Genomic DNA, 22,561 nt, shown 5'->3' with positions numbered 1-22,561 from the left:
CCGCTACGCGGCCATCGAGAAAAGATCGAACTGTTGCTGCACTTCCTTCACGGCATTGCTGATTAGGTACTGATCGATTTCCGCCGGCGTCAGGTTCAGACGCTCAGCGAGTCGTGCGAAATACTGCCCGCGCACCGCCATCTCCTGATATCGCTGCGCCTTGCCCCTAGGCAGTGTCAGGATCGTTTCGTTGAGCCAGAAGCGTGCCGATTCGATGCCTGCGTTGGCCTGCACGCGCGCATACCACGCGGGATCAAACGAGCAGGTGACAAACTCACAGGCTCTTTCGGCATCGACGTCGAGGTGATCGCTTTGCTCGAAATACACAACGCGTTCGCCAGCAGTCGTCTGTGCATGGGCGGACACGCGACCCGGATGCCGGTAGCGATTCCACTGCTCCGCGGCAAAATCGCGCAAACCTTCGGCTGGCGCATCTGCGTTGAACTGACCGACGTGGAACCATCCGTGATTCGTGATTGGCACCTTTGGAAACGTGTCAACTTTGGGGATGCGGTAGCGGCGCCCCAGTCTGTGGACTTCGTACCAGGTGGACACCGCCGGAAACGCATGCGGTGCGTAGTGGTGCATGGACAGCATGAAGTCGATCGCGACCAGTTGCGCCGGCGTGATCATCTCGAACTGCACGTCGCAGAGGTCACGGTTCTCTGGCGTGTCCGGGATCCGGCCAGCGGCGAGATCCGCATCGTGCTGTTCGGCGCGCTCGATTTCGAGCGCGTCAAGCGTGAGCAGATAGCGCAACAGATTCATGCGCTCCCCAAACGACAGCACATCGGGCTGCACACGCACATATCCGGCAGGACTCAGCGACCGACCCACCAGCTCGCGGCGCTTCAGATCCCATTGCGTCGCGAGCAGGTAATTGCGGAAATCGTTGAGGCCCGCCATGTACGCATGCTCGGGCTCACGGATCACGGATTCGAGCGACTTGTCGCGGTCGCCGACGACGCAACAGAACACGCAGCCGAATCGCGAACTGCACGCCGTGCGTTGCCCACTTTCACCGAGGACGACCCCGCACATGCCATCGTTTCCGGCGCGGTAAAGCTCCGACAGACGTTCGATCGACCGCACCGAGAACGCGCAGGGAAACGGGCGCTTCTCTTCGTCGGCAAACATAGTCAGCATGATCCAGACGTCATCGACCGACCAGTCGCGTAACGGCGAGATAGTCAGCGCACTGTTGACGTCGCGCGTGCGTGCAATCGCGCTTTCCCCCCGCACCAGCATGGCAGCGCCGCGTGAGGCACTTTCAGCGATGCGATTGCCGAGGACGGTGCAGATCTCGCGATCGCCCCGGGCCATAGCATCTCGCTCGAGCGCCGCGCGCAACCGCCCCTGAGGGATCAGCTTCCAGTCCGTGGCACATGCTCTGATGCGCTTGCCATCGCGCACGCCGTTTTCGACGGTGCGCACCAGCGTGCCGCGGCCAATGGTAGAGACGACAAACTGCATCGCGAGCGACGGCGTGGCAATGTGTGCCGTCACGCCGAGACCGTACGCGGCCGCGTAATCGTCAACCTCCTCCAGCATCGTCTCGATATGTCGCGCAAGGCTGCTGTTCTCGATGGTCGTATTGGCCGAAGAAATGTAGTGCGCGGGTTGAGCATGACCCACTTCGGCGACGCGGCGAACGGCTTCGAGCATCAGAATCGTCGCGCACGTAGAGTCCTTGCCGCTTGCGGTGCCGCACAACGGATGGCCCGCGCGGATCAGGTCCATGAGAACGGCAATTGCTGCCTCCATCTTTTCAAGAATTTCGTCGAACATGATTGCTCCGGCTAGGAGGTGGAGCACGCCCCCTTGCGGGAGCGTGTCCCGTAGGGGTTAGTAAGTCAGGTCGTGAGTGCAGACAGTTCTTCGACCATCTGGCGGTACGTAACAAGGCCCTGCTGGTGCTTTTGCATGATGGCCGCACGTCGGACACCTAGCGCCCAGCGGGCAGTCGAACCGATGCGATCGAGTGCTCCGGGATCGATCACGCGGTAGCCCATCTGAAGCATGTCTTCAACTGCACCGTCGAGGGAGTCGAAGCAAAGATGACCAACGAAACCGTCCGGGTCGAACTGCTGGATGCGCCAGGACTTTGCGCCAGACGCATCGGGAAGCACGAATGCCCACGACTCGCGATCCTCCATGCGGCACTCGATACAGACCGGCTGACCGTCATACAAGGCCATGAGGCGTTGATAGGCGATCTGCAGCGGACGGGCGTTGTCTCGCAAGTGCCGCGCGAACTCCGCAGGCACCGCGGCGGATGCTGCGCAGACACTTTCCCAGGAAGAGGAACGGTAACGCCTGGTGGAGAGGAAGGCTAGCGCGCCGACGCCATAGACTTCAGCGATGGCGCCCAGCGTTTCGACTGCGTTCAACAGTTCGCGCATGAAGCGCGCAGACAGGCCTGCGCGGTGCATCGTCACGATCGCCGCGGTCGCCACGTCAGAGGCCTTCCCGGGATCGCCGGCAGGTACTTGTGCCTCTGTGATCGCGCGCGAGTCGACCAGACTGCGCATGACATCGTCGAGGAAATCACTGCATGAATAGGACAATTCGGTTCCTTGAAGAATGCCGGGCGGCCCCCTGACCGGGAGGTCTGCCCGGTAGGGGTTAAAGATGCGACGACGGCTGTCAGGCGCGACGAAGTTGCCGGTCGAACGGCGACGGACTAATGCCTGGCGCGCGAGTCGCGTGTTGGTGAAGTGCAGCAATCGACTGCTGTTCCCAGAGCAGGCATGCCAGTGCAAGCATGGCCCCGATCACGGTTGCGGCTGCAATCTGCTTTCTCATAGTTGCCTCCACGGTTGATGCGATAAGCCCCGACGCTCTGCCGAGGTCGAGGCTTCGCGAGATCAGGAACAGGTCTTCGGATGCGCGGCCGGAAAAACCAGCACGCGGCCATCCTTGCAAAGGATGAAGTCGCCGGGCTCGCCACGCGGCTTCTGCACAGCGATCGTCGGTGCCGGCTTCGCCGGTTCGACGCGCGCTCCGGTGTGAATCGTGCATGCGCATAGCGATGAACTGCCTGCCGCAAGGAGCAGCATCAGAAGGTTTTGCATAGGGGATTCCTCGTTGTTGAAACAGGCGAAGGAACGCTCCTGTGGGGAGCGTTCCCCACAGGGTTAAAAGAAACGACGTCAGGCAGCGAGCGCCTGGACGTCAATGACCGCATCAGCTTCCGCAACCAGATCGGGTGTTTGCGAGATAAAAAACTCACGCTCGTACCCGCCCTGCCGCAGCACTTCCCGCTTCATCCGCATGAACTGCAGCTTGCGCTGCGGATCGAGCGGACCATCGGACTCGTCGCTGAATAGCGTCTCGTAAGGCTGTCCAGCGTTGCTTGCCAGATACAGCGCGATGCCACGCGTCAGACACTCGTTGATCCAGACTTTCTGGCCACCCGACATCACCGTGACGGCCTTGGTGCTGTCGTGATCGGCGTCATGCACGAGGATTTCAAATCCCTCACGCAGTTCTCCGCTGGCGAGCGCACGCTGCGTCTGGATCTCGACCGTGAAGCGCATGCCGTAGCAGGCGAGCAGCAGGTCGTTCACCATCTTCGTCAGTGCCGGGCCGGCATCGTCGATCGTCAGGGCGATGACGCCTTCGTTGCCCAAACTTTTGGCGAGCAGCTTCCACTGGGCGATCTCATCGGAGAGGCGGTTCGCGCGCGACTGTGTCGCGTCGAAGCCCGCAAGCTCGTCTGCGATCGCCCGCCGCTCCACCTCACGCATCGTCTGCGAACGGATCAGTGATTCGATCCGTGCATCGGCTGCAGTGATGGCTTCGCGGCACTGCGTGAGCTGCCGGTCGATATCGGTGATGGCGCCTGTCACGTCGTCGACGCCGAGGCGTGCGACTTCCGCGTCCAGTTCCTTCACCTCCTCCGAGAGCCGGGCCTGCTGAGCCTCGCGACGGGCACGCAGGGTTGCTTCCTCGGCCCCGAGCGCGGCCAGTTCTTCACTGGCTTTGCCCAGACCTTCGGTTGCGGCATCGAGAAGCGGCTTGCGTGCGGCGAGATCGACGGCTTTCTGAAGGTCGCGGCGCGCGGCCGCGATCGCTTCATTGACCGCCTTCAGTTCCGCACGCCTTCCCGCAAGATGCTGCACCTGTGGTGTCAGCAGTTCGATCTCATCGCGTCTGGCACGGAAGTTCGCACGAAGGTTCGTGAGCGAAATGCGGTGCTCCTGAACCTGTCCATCTGCCTGACGGGCCTGCGCGAGCAAGGGACAGGCGTTGTGCATCGCATGACCGGCACACGGCACGGTACTGATCGCACCCGCCTGCTGTTCCAGCGACCTCAGGAGAGTCATCTTCGACGTCCCCTCCGACTCCAGCCCTTTCAGACTGGACGTCGCCGCGGTCAGCGCGAGCTGCTTTTCCTCGAGGGCAGAAATCTCCCTCTGGATCGGCTCGACCCGTGCCTCTTCGCTCGCGATACGCGCCTGGGCGGCGTCGCGTGCCGATGCGGCACCCAGAATCGCGTCACGTCGGGCAATCACTGCATTGTGCTGCGCAATTGCCGAGCGCAAGGAGGTGCGCCGCTGATCCAGGCGCCGCTCGTCGGCGCTCGCATCCGTCACAAGCGTCTGCATGGCCGTCGTGATCTGGCTTCGCCGCGTGCGTAGCTCGCGCAAGCGGGCCTGCGCACTGGCATTGGCAGTTTGCCTGGCCGCGAGCACGGCGCGCTGGTCGGTCAGGCTTGCCACCTTTGCGTTCAGCGTCTCCCGGCTCTCGCGAGCCGAGGTGACGGACTGTGCATCGGAAGCGATGGCCTGATCGATCTGCGCAACGCGATCGCGTTTCGAACCGAGCGCAACGAGTTGCTGTTGCGTGGAATCGAGCGCGCGGCCGAGCGCCTTCGCGACGTCAGCGGCTTTCGCCGACAGCGTGCGAAGATCGTCGATGTGCAGCAGTTCCGCGAGCAGTGCCTTGATCTCGCTCGCACCATAAGATGCGAGCGGACGCCGGTTCTGCGCGGAAAACACGCTGGTAAAGAATGACCCCAGCGAGCCACACACCGACTCGACGCACAGATCATAGGACTCGGCCTTGCCATCGGAGACGGTGCCGTCCCCTGTCTGCATCGGGTGCCAAGCGCCCTGTGCATCGCGCCACGCCAAAAAATACTCGGCCTTGCCCGTCTTTCCGGGTTTGCGGAAGGCAAACGACGAGCGATACCGCACACCACCGTGCTCCCATTCGAATTCCTTGAGAGCTTGCGCGCCATAGACGTGGTCCCAGTAGGAAAACCCGTCGACAGAGAGCTTGGTCGCGCGCGAAGGCATGATCCGGTACGGATGCAGGTTGTCCATGATTGTGGACTTTCCCGCCCCGTTCGGACCCGTCAGCGCAATCAGGCCTGCCGGAAGCGCTTCGAGATCGAGCGTCAGGGTGTCGCGCTTCATGCCGTCACGAACGCCAATGAAGCCCGTCAGTGTCAGTTTCAGTGGGCGCATGACAAACCTTCCTGGAGCGGCGCGTCGTACAGATAGTCCGACGGCAGCCACGGCGCATTATCGTCGTTGGAGAACATCCGTCCAACGATCGGATCAGGCGCGCCTGAAGGTTTCCCGGCAGCCGCCTGAGCCACCTGAGCCGCCTGAGCCACCTGAGCCGCCTGAGCCGCCGTTTCAGCCGCCCTCTTCTCCAATGATCCGTCGACCGCTTCGCCGACCGTCCTGCAGACGGCGGCATAGGCCGCACTGGTGCGCCGGATCAGCGCGTCCCAGTTATCGATGCCAGTCAGCGCGAACAGCTCGCGTGAGCCCCACTGGTTTGCATAGCCCGTGTTGAACGACCACAGCAGGTTCTGCAACTGCACGTCAGGCACAACAGCGAGATCCGCCGTTGTCGCGTTGACGGCCGCAGCGAGGACGAGGAAGCGGTCGGACTGCGCAATCACCGCGCCGCGCTGTTCTCCAAACGGAAGGTGGAAGATGCTCGCGCGGTAGCCGGCGTGGTCCGTCAGGACCTTCTGGATCTCGCGAGGCGTACGGGTAGATGAGAAATGCCGGACCCATTGGGCGCCGGCGGGATAAAGACCAAACATGATGACACTCCGGAGTAGATCGGCGGAGTGCATCCCCTGAGGGGATGAATCCCCGCCAGGGTTAGGGAAGAAGATAGATGTAGCGGACTGCGATCGATGCGTCAGGGCCGCGGGTGAACCTTGTTCCGGCAGCCCGCCGCGATACGGTGGCGGACGGGCTTCCGGAACACGGCTGTGTTCCGTGCGGGAGTGCCTTGAAGGCCACTCCCGCCATGGCGGCTAGGCCGCAAACAGATCATCGTTGAGCCAGTCCAGCGACGCCCGTGCAACGGGCACCTGCGTCTCCGATTCGACGGGCCTGGCCGCGGCTTCGTCTGCCGTGTCCAGCGACGCTGCCGGGTGCGCGAGCACCGTGGCGAGCGCCGACGTTTCAGGGTGCGATTCAGGGTGCAACTCAGGGGGCGATTCAGGCTGAGAATCGATACCGGCGAGCACGCCGGCCGCGATCGCGTCCACGTCGCCAGAGGCGAGCAGCTGCAACCGGTCTTGAAGCGGGCCTGCGTCGATGTTGGCCAGTTCGCACCAGCGCCCGAGTTTCCCCTCGACGCTCGTCTCCAGGCTGATGCCCTGGGCGCGGCTGCGAACAACCGGCAACACGCGTGACTCGATCTTCAGGTCCGCGGCGCCGGAAAAGAGCGCCCTGACCGCGTCACGATCCACAACCTGACGGTGCTCTTCATCGATCTGCCAGCGCACACGCACGAATTTGTCGCCGGCGTGCGCTGCGATCTCCTGAAGCTGCGCAATATCCGGTGGTCCGTCGAAGTCCACACAGATCATCTGACGCGACGGGGTCGCCACCAGCGTTGCTGTCGCACTGCCCGGTTCAACGTCCCACGACAGATAGCCCTTGTCGCCTTCTTCGCCATAGTGAAACCGGCCAATCGAGCCGGGGTATGCGACAAGCCTGCCGTCGCGTTCCCACTGCTGCGCCTTATGGATGTGGCCGAGCATGAAGCCGTCGCAGTCGGCGTCGAACAGCGCGGTCAGGGAGAACTCGTGATCGAAGCCCGCCATCACGACACCGTGCTCGGTCGTACAGCCGTTGACCGTGCCATGTGAGACACCGACGGTGCGGATTCCTGCTGCGCGAAGCTGTCTGTTCACCCGGCCTGCCGCCGCCAGAAATGCGGCAAGCACGTCGCCCACTCCCGTACCGGCCTCGAGCGCGCCAACGCTCGCAGCCAGCTGGCCCTTGTTGACTGTGGGAAGGCAGGTGAAGACGACTTCCGGTTTCACGCCAATAAACCCGCGCAGTTCGTCATCCGAGAACACCGGCCCTGTCGATGCCCAGAATCGGCCGTCGATGAGCGCGACCTGTGAGAACCGGTCGGCCACGAAGATCTGATGCGTGCCGCCCATCAGCGCGAAGTTATCGAGCGTACCTGGCGGCTCGTGCGAGAACGTGCCCTGAAGCATGAGAACAGGCATCGCGGTCGCGAGCCGGTGAATCTGCGTAGCCAGTGCATTGAGCGACGGTGCATGTGCGTCGAGCCGGTGATCGGTCGAGTCGCCCGAGATGACGCCGACTTTCGCGCCACTGAGTATCGCGTCGCCGACGGCGAAGCTGAAACAGCGATCCGACTCCGCGAGATTGTCCGGCGCGTAATGCAGGTCAGAGAAATGTGCGAGTCGCAAAATCGCCTCCCGAAATGAAAATGGCCGCCATACGGCAGCCAGAAAGGAATGCGCGCCCGGAAGGACGCAGGAAAAATGCAGGTGGTCAGTGCGCAGTGAGCACGTCCCGAACCTTCATGAGCGTGATGCCCAGCAGGTTCTGGCCTCGCCATTGCGACTCGTCGGTCAGGCGTGGATCCCGTTCGCCAAGTCCAACACCCCATATCCGGTCGTAGGGACTAGCCTCAACCAGCACCGTCGGCGCTGTCCACAGCAACACGGACCGTAGTTCACGGTTTTGCGCAAATTTTTCGCGGCAGGCAACGAAGACGATCGATTCTCGCCGCGCAACCCATGCATCCAGATCGAAGTTTTTGACCTTGCGGCCGACCCTCTTCTGCGTCATGGGATCATGCGTTGCGAGAATCCTCGCTGGGGACGCGTCGTCTCCAAAAAGCCGTGCCTTCGCGTACATCATGAACTGCTCGACACACGAGAAGGACACACCGTGATAGGTGAAACGGCACGGATGCCAGTTGCTCAACACATCGTCCGCGCCGAAAAACGCGGTATAGCGCCCGATCGTGCGCATGGACGACCTCCCTGGTGATTGACATGGAATGGCCGCTTCAGGCGGCATGGTTTCGATGCGCAAATGCGCGGTCGAAAACGCTTTAGCAAACACCGGCTTGCTGAAATGTTCTCGACAATGGGAATGGAGAAAAAGCCAGCCCCGAAGGGCTGGCATAAGACTTTGCGGCAAGGGATGAAGCAGGTCAGTCGAAGAACTTCGGCTGCCTGATCGCCGCAATCTCGCGATCGAGCGCTGTGCGATCACCCAGTGCCCTTTCAAGACGCTCGTTCATGCTGTCGACGTCCTGTGGCCGCTCGACCCATCCGCGGCCATAGGTTGTGTGCGCAAAAACCCGGAAATCCTCCTTGCGGTTTTCCGCGCTTAAGCCTAGACGCTTGAGCAGGTCCGACATACGGTCCAGCTTGTCCGCGAGCGACTCGGCTACACCTTCGGTGTTCCCATCAGCTTGCAGTGAAGGCGTGGTTTGATGCGCATGCCCCGCTTCAGAGCCGCTGTCGACAGCTACTGGCTGTGGCCGTCCCGATTCCTGTTCGGTGGGCAAGCGGTCGTCGACTTCACCGGTGACCCCGTCACCTGCGTCGTCTGCAACAGCCGCCGTCAGTCCGCCTCCGATTGGGACAACGTTGCCGCCGGGTTCCAGCAACGCTACGGCATTGGCGGCCGCTTCGATCGCCGGGACCGCGTCATCGGCCCCATCGAGCAGCGCACCGATGTCGATGTCAGCGTCGAGCACGGTCAGCAACTGCTTCGCCCGGACCGCTTCGCCGTTCTCGTTGATCCGCGTAATATCGAACTCGCGCTTGGTGATCCAGAAACGCGTCCCGGTCAGCTTGCCTCTGGCGAGCTGCACGGTCTGCATGGCCGAATACGCCTTCTGAAGCACATAGATCGAATTCGTCGGCAACTCGATGAGCCCCAGACCCTTGATATCCGGCACGGCGAAGATGAAGCTCGCCGACAGGTTGCAATGTCGCGCCTGATACTGCGGACACTGTTCGGGGTCGCAGATTCCGTCAGGAATCGCTTCGTCCTGCCGCCGGATGACGGTGCGGCCGCCGAAGTGGCGAACTGCGCGTTGCGCACGCTGATCGCGTTCCACCTTCGCGTACGTCATGCAGTAGCGGATGCCATCGCGCTCGTACTGCGAGAAGAACTTGCGACCGTTCGTGCCGTAGACGGCCATCTGGTTCGGCAGGTTCTGCATCCAGTCGTTGAAGGCGAACAGCACCGGGAAGCGGTATAGCTTCAGGCCTTCGCCACGATCCTCGCCATACAGCCTGAGGATTTCGTCGGCGACGTCGGGATTAGTGAAGTCCGAGCGGCGACACGTGAAATACGGCGTGTTCTTCGGCGCAAGAGCATTTTTCAGGTTGCACTTCGATTCGATCACCTTGCCGATCGTGTCGAACGAATCACCCGCCGCAACCAGGTCGTTATAGATTTCAACGGCGCGATTGTTGGCGCGGGCTCTCGACGTGAGCACCTTGATGCCAGGCCGGATGTGTCCGATCACCGGCGGGCGCAAGGCCCGTTCTTCGACGACGCTGCGCGCAGGGCCGTTGAGCAAGCTGGGAACTGCGTTCATGAGGGTTTCCTCGCGAGAAAAAAGATTGCCGTAGTGCGCATTTCGCTGGCCGACTGCTCCAGTTCGTGCGCCGCTGCCTCGCCGCGGCGCTCAGCAACATGTAAAAGAAAAATGCGGCGCTCGGGTTCGCTATATGTCGCGATCCTTGCTACCTCGCACCGCATTCGCCATGCGGGCGATGCGGTATCAGCAGATGCGCGTTCCTGAGCGATCGTGTGGCTGATCGCTTCGGCAATACGCTCGTCAAGACGGTCGGCAAGCATGGAAGACCTCCGTGCGGGACAGGAACAGAAGGACGAAAAAAAAGCGCGTTCCTCGGTGAGAGGAACGCGCTTCGGGATTCGGATGAAATGACCCGAGCGCCACAACCCTTCCGGGGTCGTGGCGCTCAGGGAGCCGTGAGGCTCAGATACGAGGGCGTAAGTCGCCCTCGCGCAGCATGGTCACGCTGCGCAACAGCCCATTTTCGGAAAATGCATTCCGCCGCAGGATCACGGATCAGTCCACTACGATCGTTCTACCCAGATGGGCTCTGGAGAGAGAACACCCGAATGATCCGGGTCCGAACGATGCCGCGGCGCAAATGAATGCGGCCGGCGACGAGTTTTATGACTGAAAGATGGGGAGCGCGGGCTAGGCGCTCATCAGCAGAAGATTCCACACCAGTTGCCAGCTGGTCGGAGCATGCGCAGGGCACGACTTGGGACAGAAGACGGACTCCGGGCTAGCCGGGTCAGTGTCGATGCGTCAGGGACGCGAGAAGTAGAGTCAGTATTGCGCAAAACCCTGCCTTCGATCCCCCGAAAGATAACGAAAACGGCATAGCTTTTGCCTGCATTCGTCAGACGACTCGCGTTGACAATGGACGGTGAGAGAGACCACATCCGAAAAAACCATGGCCGCAGTCCTTGAACTTTCCCCCGAGCCCGAGCGGCAGCCGGAAGGCAGCACCGGGCGTACAGCGCTGAGTGTCGCCAGTCCTGCCGCACCGGCTACCCCCTCGCCGTCCGCAAGCGGCTTGACGCCCATCGCACGCCTGACGAGCGACAGCCGGATTGGACGGATCAACCCGGAGTCCGATGCCAAGACGGTGCTCCGGTATAGCTCGCAGTTCGCCCGCAACTACATCAGGTCCGACTACAACTTCTGCGCGTCGAAGATTGCTGTCGCACGCGGGGGCAAGGTCAAGGCCCTCGAAAAAGCATTGCGTGATACCTCGAACTGGCTCGGCAAGACCGATGAGTGGCTGGCGCGCCACGAAGCGCGTCCCCTGGAAATGCCACACGAACTGATCGAACTGACGATCACGCGTCCGCTCGCAGGTCTGCTGGTGCGATGCCTGACCCAGTATGACCGGGTCTTCGTGCGCTCGACCGAGCGAATGATCGAGCGAAAGATCACGGACCAGAATCGCGCGAACATTCTCGCGAACGCGGAGCGGCGACTGAAGCACATCGTTCAGGTGTGCATGCCCGACAACGACCAGTACGACCCCGACGGCCAGCGCCGCGAAAGCTGATCGACCTCTTTCACGCCTTCAGGATTCCGGCTCGCTTGACTCTGCTGCCGGATGGATACGCTCGACCTGTCACCCTGCTGAGGAAAACATATGGATCTACGGCAAATTCAGGCACTGCACGCCCAGTATTCAGGACAACCCGTCGTCATCGACATCACCAGCCACAACGCCGCGATGCCCGCGTTACCCGCGCCCGAAGGCGGCAAATTCCTGCGCTCTCATGGCGGTACGCTGACCGCGGCACTGCGTACCGCAAGACGCCCTGCGCTGATCGGCGTTGCCGTCGCGGCCCTTGCCGGTCTGGCCGGAATGAGCGCGGCGCGCGTGTGGCACGCCACACATGAGAGCTTTCAACCGGCACCAGCGGCTGTGGCTCCCGCATCAGCTCGCGCCTCCACCGCAGCGCAGTCCACGGACGACAGCACAATGCCTGTCAATGCGGCGCCCGCGAAACCACTGACGGCGGGTGACTTCGACATGCAGAAAGCGAGCGGCCCGTCCGGTCTCGCGAACGTCGATGCCCGCTCGCTCGCAATGCCGCCGGCGGCCGCCCGCATCGACCCGCGGACGGCAGCCGAATCGACCCGTCCGGAACAAGGCGCCGCTGCGTCTCCGATCCACGCTCAGCGCGCGGCCGCCGCACCGCAGGCTCCGGCACTGACGGCAACACCGGCACCGGGCCAGAATGCGTCAACACCCACTGCCTCGCCCGCGCCCGGAGCGGCGACTGCAGCGCCGACGGCACCCGCTGCACCCGCGCCAGCAGAGCAGTCGCATGCATCCGCAAAGCCCGCCTTGCGCCCCCTGCATCACATCACGCGTCACGAGCCGGCGGCGAACGAGCAGCCCGCCGCGCCGGCGACCACCACGCCCACGCCGTCGAAAGCGCCTGCCGCGAAATCCGGCGACGTTCAACTTTTCTAGGAGTATCCCCGCGATGAAGTCACAAGGTCCAAACGTCACGCTGCTTTCCGCAGGCCTGTCCGTTCACGGCAGTGTGATCCTTGATCATGGCCTGAGTCTCTTCGGCATAGTGGACGGCGACGTGGTGTCCAACGCTGGCCTGCTGCACGTTGGTCAGGGCGGCATGGTCAAGGGGCAGGTTCAGGGCGAGCACGTCCGGATCGACGGCACAGTCGAGGGCGACGTGCATGCACGCGGCATTCTCCAAATCAACGGTCGCGTAAAAGGCAACGTGTTCTACTACGGCACCATCCGGCTCGGCCCGCATGCCTCGCTCGAGGGTCAGCTCAGGCGCAAGAGCGACCTGACCATAGAAAACGCTGCAAGCAACGTGCAGCAGCTGTCACGAGCGGCATCGAACGTCTGATGCCCCGAAGGGGAAAAGAAGAAAGGGGCGCACGGCGCCCCTTCTATTTTGCAGCGTCAGGCATCACGGCGACATCGTGGCATCGGAGCGGAAATAGAGCGCCTGATAGCCCGGCACATTTACCGTGTGCTCCTTGCCGTCGACCGGCATGCCGCGCGCTTCGAGCCAGAATGTCAGCCATTCCAGCACCCGATCTAGCGCATGCTGGTTGGTCTGCGCCGCGTGTCGCAGCGAGTGATGCACGGCGAGCCTGTTGTACGCCGCCGAATTGCCGAGCCTGCCAAAAGGCGACGCAAGGTGATAGCGCATCCACGTGAGCGCAAACAATTCCGCCATTTCATCTGCCTTGAGCAGCGGTGCGATGTCCTGCTCTGCACCCGCTGTCGATGCGGCACCACGCGGTGCCTCGGATCTGTCGAGGCCGGCGCGAAAGCAATCCGCCGCGGGTCTGTTAGCTGCGGACAACGACGAGAGGACGTCCTCACCAATACCCACGCGCGCCCGTAGCGTCTGTTGTAGCCACGCCTGGCACTCGCCGTTGCCAGTCAACGAGAATCCGGCCACCGCCAGCGGCATCCAGTTCTCTCGGCCGATCGCGTAGTGAAAGCCGTCACCGTCCTCATGCCACGGCACAGCGCGTCGATCCTCGCCCTTTCCCGCTCGAATCCGTCGGCGTGCAGTTCACGCAGGGCACGCTCGCCGGGCTGGGTCGCACCGTGGCACGAGACTCAGCGTCGGCATCGATGCGTAGCCGAATTTTTCTAACACTCGCTTAAGCATGAGGATAAATGCCTACTGGATGGCCGATTCGATGACGAATCGCGACACGGGATTTTTCCTGATCGTCGCGATGGTCAAGCCGTCGCGAGCGCGCGTCATCGCGACATAGAAAAGCCGGCGTTCCTCAGACTCGGTGCTTTTCTCGTCGGGCACGACCCCCTCTTCGGCACGCGTGATCCAGACGTGGTCCCATTCCAGTCCTTTCGAACTGTGCATCGTGGTGAGTACGAGCGCGCCGTCCGCGGGCTTGTTGTTGTCCCGCTTCAGATATTCGATCCGCTCGGCAAACGTGCCGTTCAGTCGCGACAGCACGTCGTATGTGCCCTGGATCGCGCGAATCGCCGCATCGGCCTTCGCGTAAGTCATCATCAGTTCCAGCACGCCGTCGAGCGCAAGCGAGTAGAAACGGCGCTCGCACATCAGCTGCCATTCGCCCAGACGCTTCATGAAAGCGCGGTAGGTGGTGGCCGTGTCTTCAGACAGCCCGAGCGCGACCAGATCCTTCTTCTGCCGCTGCACGAGCGCCGCCCCCATGTCGCGGTGCAGTGCCCCGAGGTGAGCCGAACTCATCCCCATGTAGCCCAGGACCGCATCAAGCCCGTTGTGCTTGCGGCCCTCGACGATTTCGAGCAGGTTGCACATCAGCGCGCCCTGTGGCCGGTTCAGTACCGAACTGCCGGACGCCCGGTAGTACGGTACGCCATGCGATCGGCAAACCGCCTCGATAGGGTCGAGGATGCGGTTCGTGCGCGCAAGAATGGCGCACGATTTCCCGGACGTGAGCAGCGGTTGCAGAGATTCCACCGCCGCCACTGCGTCCGCATATTCGTCGTCGGAGCGCCTCGTCGCGACCGAGCCGCCGGCGCCGCGTTCGGCCTGCAGGACCTTTGGAATGCGATCGGCGTTATTGCGGATCACCCGATCAGCGGCCGAGAGGATTTCACTGCGGCAGCGGTAGTTGCTGCCCAGCACCACCCGTTGTGCATTGAACGACGCCGCGAAGCTTTCCATTCCGCGAAAGCCAAGCGCGGCGCGGAAACCATAGATGCTCTGGTCGTCGTCGCCCACGATCGTCACCTGCGCCCCGGCTCTCGCGTGAAGCTCAACCCACCGGTATTGCAGCGGGTCCGTGTCCTGGAACTCGTCAACGAGCAGATCCGTAAAGCCGTATGGTGTGATGTCTCCCGCCTCCATGCCCGCCACCGCGAGACGCAGCATGTCCTGGAAATCGATCTTGCCGTTGCGGGCAAGCGCTTCCTGATACGCCTCATAGAGCTGCGCGTCCGCGGTGCCCGCCTCGACGCGACCAAAATTGGTCTTGATCCGCTCGATCACGGGCACGACTTCTTCAGGCTTCCATTCGAGCCCGAGCTCCGCGATCACACGGGCAATCAGACCCATGCGATCGCCATCGGATGCAATGTCCCGCCGTTTGCCCCCGGGCTGACCCAACTGCCGGAACGCCAGCGAGTGGAAGGTCCCGGCAACGAGCCGACTCCTCGCCTGACTGCCCGCCAGCGCCAGGATACGGTCGCGCAACTCCACGGCCGCATCCTTGCTGAACGTGACGGCACCGACGATCGCCGTGCGCTGCGAGAGGAGGAGCGCGGCCTTGGCAGCAATCGTCTTCGTCTTGCCCGCGCCCGGACACGCGATCGCAACACAGTGCCGGCGGTGTTCGGCAACCTCGCGCTGCTGGGGATTCAGGCCATCGAGCATGATCGCTCCAACGGTCAGCGGCCGCGCACCGTGGTCATCAGGCGCAGGTGGGTCATGTACCCACGCACGCCAATCGGATGGAACTTGCGCAGAAATCGCGCCGTCTCCTCGTCGACGTCCGACTGGTCGCGAATGCCGTTCCAGACGAGAAAATCGAAGTTGTCCATCACGCGGTCGAACTTCATCAGCAGCGACAGCAGACGCATCGAAAAGCGCGAATACGCCTCGACCTCGATCGAGAGTGACGGCTTCGTCACGGTCGGCGCGAACACGATGTCGCCCTGCTCACGCAGCTTCTGCTCGGTCTTCTCCCGGAAGTCCTGAGCGACGCCAAGCTGCTCATCGACATACGCTTCGAGGTCGGTGACCTGCTTTTCCAGCCACGCGGTGACCGTGCCCTGGTCCTCTGCGCCGAACGTCGAGCGGCCAAAGCGCTGCATGTTGATGCTCATGCGGTTCAGGTATGGCCACCACTGTTCAAACAGCGGCTTCAGGCGCGTGTGATTCAGGCGCACCGTCGCGGCGACCACTGCGGCGCCGGAGAGCTGGCGGTCCATCAGTTCGCGGCCGATTTCGCGGCGGCGACGCACGATCGCGGCGCGCTCGGCCGGCGACAATTCGCGGAACAGCTTTCGCGTACGGGCGACCTGCTCGCGCTTTTGCGCAGCTTCGGAATCGCTGATCATCCCTTCCTTCTCGAGGGTGTTTGCCGCGTCTTCCATCTGCTGCAGCTCGAGTTCGATCTCGCCGCCGTCCGCGCCATCCGTAGTCGCATGCTGGTTCGCCGGCGAGACACCTGCGGCATCGTCAGCAGTTGCCCGGTGGCCCGCCGCCGCATCGCTGTTGTCAGCCGACGGCTGGTTTGCGGCGTCGAGGTTGGTCTCTTCGGAGATGGTGCTCATGTGAGGGGTCCCTGTGGAAAGTGCACGCGCACGCGCGCGGCATGTCCCTATTGTTGCGATCCTCACCTCGCCTGGACCGTCAAAACATGCATGATTTGAAGCGTCTTTCCGACCAGTCGGGAATCAGACCAAGCTACCGCCTCGCCCATGCTTGCGTGCGTGAGCGGCTTTAGCCGCGGTGGTCGCGTGACCCACAATCACTCCCGACTCCGATCAACAGTCGAGTAGACTGTCGCGTGTTTGACGACGGGGATTCGGGCCGGGGCTCGCGGTCCTCACAAGTTAAGAGCGCGACATGAAAAAGACAATCATCAGTTTTTGCATGCTTTGCAGTGCCATCGCCGCACATGCTGAGAACTGGGTTCAACAGGCCGACAGGCCCCATCGTATTTACATCGATTTCGATTCGATACGCCATGACGACGGACTCATAAGCTTTCTCGAGAAGGAAACCTTTCCAACCCGTGTCAGCACCAGACTGCCTCCCACATATCAGCAGCAGGTGTTCTTCACCCAGGCGGTCTCTGAACAGGTCCTCAATTGCGAGCGTCTGACGATCATGCGCAGGGCAACGACCTTGCTCGATGAATCGGGTGAGGTGGTGGCCAGACAGCGGTTTGACGGGGCCGCCTGGGGCCGGATCAACGCGCCGTGGCTTTATGGGGCGTTGAAAACGCTCTGCCCCCAAGGTGAGCCGGAATGAATATGCCGTCAGCCGGCTGACGGCCTTAACCCGGAATGATGCCGTTTTCCGTATAGCTTTTGGGGCAACCGGTTACTGGTACGACGACGCCGCATGCCACAACAGCGCGCCGAGGACCGCGGCGATGGCGATCCAGCACGGCGCAAGCACCGGGATGGGCGCGACGAGAACGGCGAAGGCAACACCGAACACCAGCAGGATGCCGTGACCGGCCAGGTGGAACGACAGCGGACTGGCAAAACCCGCTGCCGACGCCTTGATCTTGCGACGCGTCGCACCGTCGAAGAACGCCGCCAGACAGAAAATCAGTGTGCCGAAGATCCACAGCTTCATGACGCTCGCGCGGTAGACGACCCGATACAGCTCGTGCCAGAAATTGTGCACCCAGGTGCGGGCGAAGTCGGAAACTCCACCATCGCCAACATCGCCGCTTCGCGTCGCGTTCATGGTTGCGCGCACGAGACCGGTCTGTACGAACCAGGCCCTGAACCGTTCGTTGGTTTTTTCAACCACCTCGTCGCCCCGCTCGACCCCGACAATCGCCGCAACGGAATCGGCTTCCTCGGGCGGCACCGCAAACAGCGACGGGTCAGGAATGGCCGGCATGATGAACACGGCAATCAGCGGGACGAAGAAGAACCACCATTTGACGTGGGAGACAAACCGGCTACTGGCCATACGCGTGCATCCCCCACTCGATCAGGAACGACCCGATGCGCACAAGGATGTAGACCGGAAAGCCGACCAGCCCCGCGAGGCCCAGATAGAAATGCACGGGCCGCCGCGCCACAAAAAGCGCCAGCGCGAAGGCCATCGCGTTCGGTCCGCGCGAGAACTCTGCCGGCCGCCCCCCTTCCATCTCGTCGATCGCGCTGGCAGTCGACATCGCTCGGCGCGCGATGTCCGGTTCAACCCTCGAGAGCTTCGCTATCAGAAAAAGCGTGACCGACATCATAGTCCTCGAAATAGAGTCGGAAGTTTTCGCCAGTCAGGGCGCGCGCGGCCAGCTGGAAGGCGGCTGAGCGCTGGGTGATCGATTCCGGGCAGCGCTCGTCGAATATCCCCGTTTCGAGCTTCGCGTATCGGGCTTCGAACGTCGTCACAGGCTCGAACATCGGCGGCCAGACGTGATAGCGGTCGCCGTCAACCGCCACGTAGCGGCGCGCATAGAGCAGGTGTGCGCGGGAAAACAGGCCCTGCATGAACGCGATGTGCGGGTTGCCCGTCTTACGGGTGCGCTTGTAGGCGGCCAGCCCGCAGTCCAGCATCTCCTTGACGAGCGGCTCGCGCTCGCCCATGAACTTCTCCCCGATGAAATCGGCCACGCGTGCGCACGCGAGTTCAAGCTCCGGCGCCACGGTAAAAACGGGAATCAGGCGGGACGACAACTTGTGTTCGCGGATGATTTTTTTGAATACGGAAGACATGCGTGGTTTTTAGCCTTGAAGTATTGGAATACGGCCCTGATACACCGCGGCTCCCGAAATGCGCATGAAGTACTGCAGGTTCGGCAGGCCGTGAATCAGGCGGGTTGGAATCAGCGGAACCTTCTCCAGTTGAAGCGAACGTGAAACGGACCCAGTAAATTCACCGATATGCGCTTCGCTCCCCGTGCTCGTGCTGCCGGTGAGCGTCAGGTTGCGAATCGCGGTTTCGCCGACCTTGTCGGAGAACCACTGCGCCGTATCGCTGTCCTCCAATCGTAGGATTATCTGGTTGTTCAGGTTGCCCAAAACCTGCAGCATTTTGGCGGCGTTTCCAAGCCGGGCTTCGAGGTCGGCTCGCGCCTGGAATGCGACGAACGCCTTGAAGCCCGCACCGCGCCCCTTGTTCAGGATCTGGATCACCTGTTCGTTGATCGCTTCTGCAATCTCGTCGATGATCAGCACGACTTCAGGCGGCGAATCGTAGAAGTTTAGATCGAGCCGCAGACGGCCGCCACATCGGACAGGATCATCGACGCGATCGCTTTCTGCACGATGTTGTTCGACAGCGAATCGAGCCCCATGTACAGCACAGCCTTCTGTTTGATGACCTTGTCGATGTCCCAGATCTCGCGCTCGTCCTCGAAGTCGTCGGCCTTGGGCGCGAGCATCAGGCCCGTCTCGCCCGTTGCCAGCATCTGCAGCAGCGGCAGCGCCGATGCGATGATCCGCATATAGTGCTCGCGGTCGTGCACGTGGGTCGCAATCAGCCCGTCGATGGCTTCGTTGCCACGCTCCTGTGACGCGAACTGCGCGTTATAAAGCCCGATCATGCCGTCCACGAGCGAGGCGGCATTGTTGCGCTGCCCCTGCCGCGTCGTTTCGGTAGCGACCTGCTGCTCCCAGTCGGAAAGCCCCTGTTCAACGAAGAAGCGTTTCAGGGCTTTTTCGAGCAGCGATGTGATGCCCGACTGCGCATACTTGAGGATCGAGCGCAGGGTCGGCTTGTCGCCAATGTAGAGCTCGCCCTTCACGGCACGGTCGATAAACAGGAAAGCGAAGTCGCGGAACGGCCCCTCTTCCATCAGCTGTGCAATGCGGCTCGGGATTTCCGACGGCTGCGACCAGTTTTCGATCGGGTTCAGCCGGATCGATTCGGAGGGCTTGGCCTGGTTGAAGTACAGGAACTTCCGGCCGGCGCGCTGGCATTCCTTCTCGACGCGCCGTTTCCACTCGGCGTCGTTCTTCGGGTCAACGATGATCAGCACGTCCCCCAGGTGGATGACCTGGGTCGAGATCACCTCGTAAGCGCGCGTCTTGCCCGCGCCTGTCGTGCCGCCGACCAGCGTGTGACCGCCCATCGCCTTGTAGTGAAACGGCACCAGCGCTTTTTTCGGCTCCATGCCGTGAATCCAGGACGAGCCCTGCGGCATGCGATCGCGGATGCTGTCTTTGGGGGCGAACATGCCCTCGATGGCTTCCTCGATCCTGCGGCCTGTCTTCGTCCGGTTGAGCCAGTGCGGCAAACCCGGAATATCCGTCGTCGGCATGCGCAGGATGTCATGGGCAATCTGGCAATGCTTCTGCGTCCACTCGTAGCCGATGCCGAGATACATCGAATTCGCTTCGGCGCGCATGCGTTTCTGGATCTGCAGCAGCTTTGGCACCTCAAGCGTCGTCAGCCACTTGGTCGAGATGGCCATGCGGAAATTCAGCGCGCGCCAGATCTGCAGGAAGCGCACACCGAAAAACGCCAGCGCCACCAGTGCGAACGCCCAGCCATAGGGCATGCCCGACACGGGCAATAGTACGATCGCCGTCAGCCAGAACGCCGCCGCGCGTACTTCGTAGATGGGCCTGAAATGGTTGATGTAGCTGTTCACTGGGGGCTCGCGAGTATGAGTTGCCCCGCGCGGGGTGCGAGCGTGACTTCGGTCGGCGCATCGGCGACCATCAGGCTGCGCTTGCGCATGTGTTCAACGAGCGTGCTCGCGGCAATGCCGTAGCTGCCGATCAGACGCTTTGGCACGACGAGTCCCTTTTCGGTCCATTGCACGGCCGCCTTACCACTGGCCACGTCTTCACTGAGTGCCTGAAACAGTTCACGCACGGAGTTAGGCAGGCCCTTGAGTACCTCGTCGAATGCTGGCGCCTTCGTCGGCTTCGACTGACTGGCCGCGGCTGCCGGTGTGCGCATGGCAGCGGGATCGACCGCAGCGGCCGCCGGTGCAGGGGAAAGGGCGGTTGCCATGTCCGCATGTCCCGGGGAAGGAATAATTTCTCCCGTCGATGGGTCAACGGCCGTGCCGGACGGCGGAGCAACTGCCGGAGCGGGCGAAATGGGAGCGGCGACGGGCGGAGCCGGACTGGTCGGTGCCGGATTGGTCGGTGTGGTCGGTGTGGTCGGTGTGGTCGGTGTGGTCGGTGTGGTCGGTGTGGTCGGTGTGGTCGGTGTGGTCGGTGTGGTCGGTGCGGTCGGTGCGGCCGCGGCGGGCACGACTGCGGCTGGTGCCGGCGACGCTGCAACGGGCTCCAACTCGGCGGCGACGTGCACGGCTGACGGCACGGCGAACTGCACTGGTGCGAACACCCCACGCTGCGCCTTGCGGTCGAACTCATCGGCGGTGCTTACCCCCTGGCGGACCACCTTATGCAGGAGCGACTCGGCCTCGATGGGGCGCATGTTCGGGTTGATCGCACCAAACAGTTCGGCGAGCACTTCGGCGTCGAGACCTGCCAGCAGTTCGGGGCCCACCAGCATCTGTGCCAGCATGCCGGTACGCATCCGTTCGACCGGTAGCGGATTGTCGTGCCGCGTCAGGCGGTATGACGATCCGGCGAGCCACGGACCGAACTGGCCGTGAACCGGCGGATTCCACAGTGCACGGTCGCTCTCGCGCTCGATGGCGAAGTGCCGGTATGGTTCATCGAGCCGCGAGCAAACCGCAGCCAAAAACACCGCATAGTTGTACTGCGGTTCGATGCGGCGGCGCTTTTCCGAAGGCAGGTTGGTGCCGAACTTCTGGCCACCGGCCAGGCGCATGGCATAGAACGCCGTCTCGATCGTCGCGCGAAAGGCGCCACCCGGTTCGCGGTACAGATCCGGGCCTAGCGGCAACGACGAGAACCACGATGCGCAGCCGCGCAGCACCGCGAGCCACTTGCGCTCCAGCTCGCTCCGGTTAGCTTCGTTCGCACACTGGACGATCAGATCTTCGCGACGCTGATACTGTGCAATCAGCGCGTCCACGCTCATGGGTGCGTGCGCGGTCATAGCAGCGGCTTCGCAAGTTTGGCCAGTGCCCCGCCGGTTACGCCTGTCCCACCACCGAACATCCCGGCAATCTTCGGGATCTCGAATGACACCAGGAACACGAACACCGCGAGGTCAAACACGTAGCCTGCCGAGAGTGCCGTGCTCAGTCCCGCTGCGGCCGCGTCATGGACTGCGTTGACGAGAGTACCCGTGACCAGCTTCATCATGATGGCGGCCACGACCATATACATGCCCGCGCTGATCATGAAGTCGAGCCACGACTTGAAGTAGCTGCGCGTGAATGACGAAAACCCGAGCGCGAACGCGATCTGGCCCATCACCGCGCCACATGCGAACTGGAGCTGTCCCACGTTGATGAAGAACAGAAACACGACCGCCGTGACCGACAGGAGCAGATACGCTGCAAGAAGCGGCACGACGCCGACCAGCACCGAGATGTATTCGGTCCATCCGGCACCCTTGAAAGCCAGTACGACGGAGTCGAAGAGCTGACTCGCGGCATTGCCGATGATACTGAGCGAACTGCCCATGTTCGTGCCACCGGCGATCTCGGACGACAGTGTCTGGAACCACTTGTAAAACGATGGCACCCAGGTCGCGTATCCGATGTAGAACGATGCAAAAATGCCCAGCATCCCGAGTTCCTCGAACAGCGCGACCCACGCCATGACGGGGTCTTTCGTTGCGGCGAAGCGGATTGCGGCCAGCACGATCGTGAGCACGGCAAGGCCACTGGCGAACTTGTCCGATTCCTGGCTGATGCTCCTGCTCACGTCGGCCGCGGTGCTGACCACCGACGCAAACATCGCGGTGATCGTCGTGATCGCCTTTGAAGCGCCCTTTCCGAGTTCTCCGGGTTTGACGAGCGAGGCAGCCGAGACCGCCGACGTCGATGGACTGGGGACGTTGGAAGCTGGAACCACCGTGCCGTCCGGCAGGGTCGTAGGATCGTCGGCAAACGCGACGCGCGGGCACGCCAACACGCACAACGGCACAAGCAACGTTAGAAAAATCCGGTTCAGATAACGAAGCATATTTTGACC

21 protein-coding genes and 1 pseudogene are annotated in these 22,561 nt (G+C 62.4%); 4 read left to right on the top strand and 18 right to left on the bottom strand.

The window, feature by feature from the left end; all coding sequences use genetic code 11:
- Nucleotides 1-3 precede the first annotated feature (3 nt).
- From BJG93_RS33955 to BJG93_RS33915, 9 genes are all read right to left on the bottom strand, one after another.
- Nucleotides 4-1,788 (bottom strand): adenine nucleotide alpha hydrolase family protein, encoded by a 1,785-nt coding sequence (locus BJG93_RS33955; RefSeq protein WP_027196711.1) that lies wholly within the window; start codon nucleotides 1,786-1,788, stop codon nucleotides 4-6.
- A 65-nt stretch (nucleotides 1,789-1,853) separates the two neighbouring features.
- Nucleotides 1,854-2,726, bottom strand: coding sequence for a hypothetical protein (locus tag BJG93_RS33950; protein WP_231337710.1), 873 nt, complete (start codon nucleotides 2,724-2,726; stop codon nucleotides 1,854-1,856).
- A 141-nt stretch (nucleotides 2,727-2,867) separates the two neighbouring features.
- Entirely contained in the window at nucleotides 2,868-3,074 is a 207-nt protein-coding gene (locus BJG93_RS33945) for a hypothetical protein (protein WP_027196710.1), read from the bottom strand.
- Nucleotides 3,075-3,152: 78 nt separating this feature from the next.
- On the bottom strand, nucleotides 3,153-5,474 hold the full coding sequence (locus tag BJG93_RS33940; RefSeq protein WP_027196709.1) for a nuclease SbcCD subunit C: 2,322 nt from the start codon (nucleotides 5,472-5,474) through the stop codon (nucleotides 3,153-3,155).
- Complete coding sequence (locus BJG93_RS33935) at nucleotides 5,462-6,067, bottom strand: hypothetical protein (protein ID WP_027196708.1); 606 nt, start codon at nucleotides 6,065-6,067, stop codon at nucleotides 5,462-5,464. Before BJG93_RS33935 ends, BJG93_RS33940 begins: the two co-directional genes overlap by 13 nt.
- 219 nt (nucleotides 6,068-6,286) lie before the next feature.
- The gene (locus BJG93_RS33930; protein WP_027196707.1) at nucleotides 6,287-7,705 is read right to left on the bottom strand and encodes a metallophosphoesterase family protein; all 1,419 of its coding nucleotides are present in this window, start codon (nucleotides 7,703-7,705) and stop codon (nucleotides 6,287-6,289) included.
- Between the two features lie 85 nt (nucleotides 7,706-7,790).
- Nucleotides 7,791-8,276 carry an NADAR family protein gene (locus BJG93_RS33925; RefSeq protein ID WP_027196706.1) on the bottom strand — a complete coding sequence of 162 codons (486 nt, stop codon included), beginning with the start codon at nucleotides 8,274-8,276 and terminating at the stop codon, nucleotides 7,791-7,793.
- A 184-nt stretch (nucleotides 8,277-8,460) separates the two neighbouring features.
- Nucleotides 8,461-9,864, bottom strand: coding sequence for a recombination directionality factor (locus BJG93_RS33920; protein WP_027196705.1), 1,404 nt, complete (start codon nucleotides 9,862-9,864; stop codon nucleotides 8,461-8,463).
- Nucleotides 9,861-10,127 (bottom strand): DUF7696 family protein, encoded by a 267-nt coding sequence (locus BJG93_RS33915; protein WP_027196704.1) that lies wholly within the window; start codon nucleotides 10,125-10,127, stop codon nucleotides 9,861-9,863. Before BJG93_RS33915 ends, BJG93_RS33920 begins: the two co-directional genes overlap by 4 nt.
- Before the next feature lie 632 nt (nucleotides 10,128-10,759).
- On the opposite strand from BJG93_RS33915, the gene BJG93_RS33910 reads away from it, so the two are divergent.
- From BJG93_RS33910 to BJG93_RS33900, 3 genes are all read left to right on the top strand, one after another.
- Nucleotides 10,760-11,383 (top strand): hypothetical protein, encoded by a 624-nt coding sequence (locus tag BJG93_RS33910; protein ID WP_027196703.1) that lies wholly within the window; start codon nucleotides 10,760-10,762, stop codon nucleotides 11,381-11,383.
- A 90-nt stretch (nucleotides 11,384-11,473) separates the two neighbouring features.
- Nucleotides 11,474-12,307, top strand: a complete 834-nt coding sequence (locus tag BJG93_RS33905) for a hypothetical protein (RefSeq protein WP_027196702.1) — start codon at nucleotides 11,474-11,476, stop codon at nucleotides 12,305-12,307.
- Nucleotides 12,308-12,320: 13 nt separating this feature from the next.
- Nucleotides 12,321-12,713: a bactofilin family protein gene (locus tag BJG93_RS33900; RefSeq protein ID WP_027196701.1), complete on the top strand. Its 393-nt coding sequence runs from the start codon at nucleotides 12,321-12,323 to the stop codon at nucleotides 12,711-12,713.
- 63 nt (nucleotides 12,714-12,776) lie between these two features.
- Here BJG93_RS33900 and BJG93_RS33895 read toward each other — a convergent pair whose 3' ends face one another.
- From BJG93_RS33895 to BJG93_RS33885, 3 genes are all read right to left on the bottom strand, one after another.
- On the bottom strand, nucleotides 12,777-13,289 hold the full coding sequence (locus BJG93_RS33895; protein WP_154671794.1) for a hypothetical protein: 513 nt from the start codon (nucleotides 13,287-13,289) through the stop codon (nucleotides 12,777-12,779).
- Nucleotides 13,290-13,505: 216 nt separating this feature from the next.
- Entirely contained in the window at nucleotides 13,506-15,212 is a 1,707-nt protein-coding gene (locus tag BJG93_RS33890; RefSeq protein WP_027196699.1) for an ATP-dependent helicase, read from the bottom strand.
- Nucleotides 15,213-15,226: 14 nt separating this feature from the next.
- Nucleotides 15,227-16,114 carry a hypothetical protein gene (locus BJG93_RS33885; RefSeq protein ID WP_027196698.1) on the bottom strand — a complete coding sequence of 296 codons (888 nt, stop codon included), beginning with the start codon at nucleotides 16,112-16,114 and terminating at the stop codon, nucleotides 15,227-15,229.
- 295 nt (nucleotides 16,115-16,409) lie between these two features.
- On the opposite strand from BJG93_RS33885, the gene BJG93_RS33880 reads away from it, so the two are divergent.
- The gene (locus BJG93_RS33880; RefSeq protein ID WP_027196697.1) at nucleotides 16,410-16,817 is read left to right on the top strand and encodes a hypothetical protein; all 408 of its coding nucleotides are present in this window, start codon (nucleotides 16,410-16,412) and stop codon (nucleotides 16,815-16,817) included.
- 72 nt (nucleotides 16,818-16,889) lie between these two features.
- Here the strand turns inward: BJG93_RS33880 and BJG93_RS33875 are convergent, their stop codons facing one another.
- The 6 genes and pseudogenes from BJG93_RS33875 to BJG93_RS33850 form a co-directional block, all read right to left on the bottom strand.
- Nucleotides 16,890-17,495, bottom strand: coding sequence for a DUF4400 domain-containing protein (locus tag BJG93_RS33875; RefSeq protein ID WP_027196696.1), 606 nt, complete (start codon nucleotides 17,493-17,495; stop codon nucleotides 16,890-16,892).
- Entirely contained in the window at nucleotides 17,485-17,703 is a 219-nt protein-coding gene (locus tag BJG93_RS33870) for a hypothetical protein (RefSeq protein WP_082194600.1), read from the bottom strand. Before BJG93_RS33870 ends, BJG93_RS33875 begins: the two co-directional genes overlap by 11 nt.
- Before the next feature lie 22 nt (nucleotides 17,704-17,725).
- Nucleotides 17,726-18,244 carry a hypothetical protein gene (locus tag BJG93_RS33865; RefSeq protein WP_027196694.1) on the bottom strand — a complete coding sequence of 173 codons (519 nt, stop codon included), beginning with the start codon at nucleotides 18,242-18,244 and terminating at the stop codon, nucleotides 17,726-17,728.
- Between the two features lie 9 nt (nucleotides 18,245-18,253).
- Nucleotides 18,254-20,124: pseudogene (gene traD, locus BJG93_RS33860) on the bottom strand (conjugative transfer system coupling protein TraD).
- A complete protein-coding gene (locus BJG93_RS33855; RefSeq protein WP_027196693.1) occupies nucleotides 20,121-21,515 on the bottom strand; it encodes a TraI domain-containing protein in 1,395 nt (464 codons plus the stop codon). Before BJG93_RS33855 ends, traD begins: the two are co-directional and overlap by 4 nt.
- Nucleotides 21,512-22,552, bottom strand: a complete 1,041-nt coding sequence (locus BJG93_RS33850) for a type IV secretion system protein (protein WP_027196692.1) — start codon at nucleotides 22,550-22,552, stop codon at nucleotides 21,512-21,514. Before BJG93_RS33850 ends, BJG93_RS33855 begins: the two co-directional genes overlap by 4 nt.
- Between the last annotated feature and the right edge of the window lie 9 nt (nucleotides 22,553-22,561).

The sequence above is a fragment of the Paraburkholderia sprentiae WSM5005 genome, assembly GCF_001865575.2.
GTDB lineage: Bacteria > Pseudomonadota > Gammaproteobacteria > Burkholderiales > Burkholderiaceae > Paraburkholderia > Paraburkholderia sprentiae.
This window is presented reverse-complemented; position numbering and strand designations above follow the sequence as displayed.

What these genes read in the sequence shown, in the direction of transcription:
- BJG93_RS33940 (WP_027196709.1), bottom strand. Translation starts at nt 5,474, where the DNA reads ATGCGCCCACTGAAACTGACACTGACGGGCTTCATTGGCGTTCGTGAC.
- BJG93_RS33955 (WP_027196711.1), bottom strand. Translation starts at nt 1,788, where the DNA reads ATGTTCGACGAAATTCTTGAAAAGATGGAGGCAGCAATTGCCGTTCTC.
- BJG93_RS33865 (WP_027196694.1), bottom strand. Translation starts at nt 18,244, where the DNA reads ATGTCTTCCGTATTCAAAAAAATCATCCGCGAACACAAGTTGTCGTCC.
- BJG93_RS33875 (WP_027196696.1), bottom strand. Translation starts at nt 17,495, where the DNA reads ATGGCCAGTAGCCGGTTTGTCTCCCACGTCAAATGGTGGTTCTTCTTC.
- BJG93_RS33890 (WP_027196699.1), bottom strand. Translation starts at nt 15,212, where the DNA reads ATGCTCGATGGCCTGAATCCCCAGCAGCGCGAGGTTGCCGAACACCGC.
- BJG93_RS33870 (WP_082194600.1), bottom strand. Translation starts at nt 17,703, where the DNA reads ATGTCGACTGCCAGCGCGATCGACGAGATGGAAGGGGGGCGGCCGGCA.
- BJG93_RS33900 (WP_027196701.1), top strand. Translation starts at nt 12,321, where the DNA reads ATGAAGTCACAAGGTCCAAACGTCACGCTGCTTTCCGCAGGCCTGTCC.
- BJG93_RS33925 (WP_027196706.1), bottom strand. Translation starts at nt 8,276, where the DNA reads ATGCGCACGATCGGGCGCTATACCGCGTTTTTCGGCGCGGACGATGTG.
- BJG93_RS33910 (WP_027196703.1), top strand. Translation starts at nt 10,760, where the DNA reads ATGGCCGCAGTCCTTGAACTTTCCCCCGAGCCCGAGCGGCAGCCGGAA.
- BJG93_RS33905 (WP_027196702.1), top strand. Translation starts at nt 11,474, where the DNA reads ATGGATCTACGGCAAATTCAGGCACTGCACGCCCAGTATTCAGGACAA.
- BJG93_RS33855 (WP_027196693.1), bottom strand. Translation starts at nt 21,515, where the DNA reads ATGACCGCGCACGCACCCATGAGCGTGGACGCGCTGATTGCACAGTAT.
- BJG93_RS33850 (WP_027196692.1), bottom strand. Translation starts at nt 22,552, where the DNA reads ATGCTTCGTTATCTGAACCGGATTTTTCTAACGTTGCTTGTGCCGTTG.
- BJG93_RS33895 (WP_154671794.1), bottom strand. Translation starts at nt 13,289, where the DNA reads ATGCCGCTGGCGGTGGCCGGATTCTCGTTGACTGGCAACGGCGAGTGC.
- BJG93_RS33915 (WP_027196704.1), bottom strand. Translation starts at nt 10,127, where the DNA reads ATGCTTGCCGACCGTCTTGACGAGCGTATTGCCGAAGCGATCAGCCAC.
- BJG93_RS33885 (WP_027196698.1), bottom strand. Translation starts at nt 16,114, where the DNA reads ATGAGCACCATCTCCGAAGAGACCAACCTCGACGCCGCAAACCAGCCG.
- BJG93_RS33880 (WP_027196697.1), top strand. Translation starts at nt 16,410, where the DNA reads ATGAAAAAGACAATCATCAGTTTTTGCATGCTTTGCAGTGCCATCGCC.
- BJG93_RS33945 (WP_027196710.1), bottom strand. Translation starts at nt 3,074, where the DNA reads ATGCAAAACCTTCTGATGCTGCTCCTTGCGGCAGGCAGTTCATCGCTA.
- BJG93_RS33935 (WP_027196708.1), bottom strand. Translation starts at nt 6,067, where the DNA reads ATGTTTGGTCTTTATCCCGCCGGCGCCCAATGGGTCCGGCATTTCTCA.
- BJG93_RS33920 (WP_027196705.1), bottom strand. Translation starts at nt 9,864, where the DNA reads ATGAACGCAGTTCCCAGCTTGCTCAACGGCCCTGCGCGCAGCGTCGTC.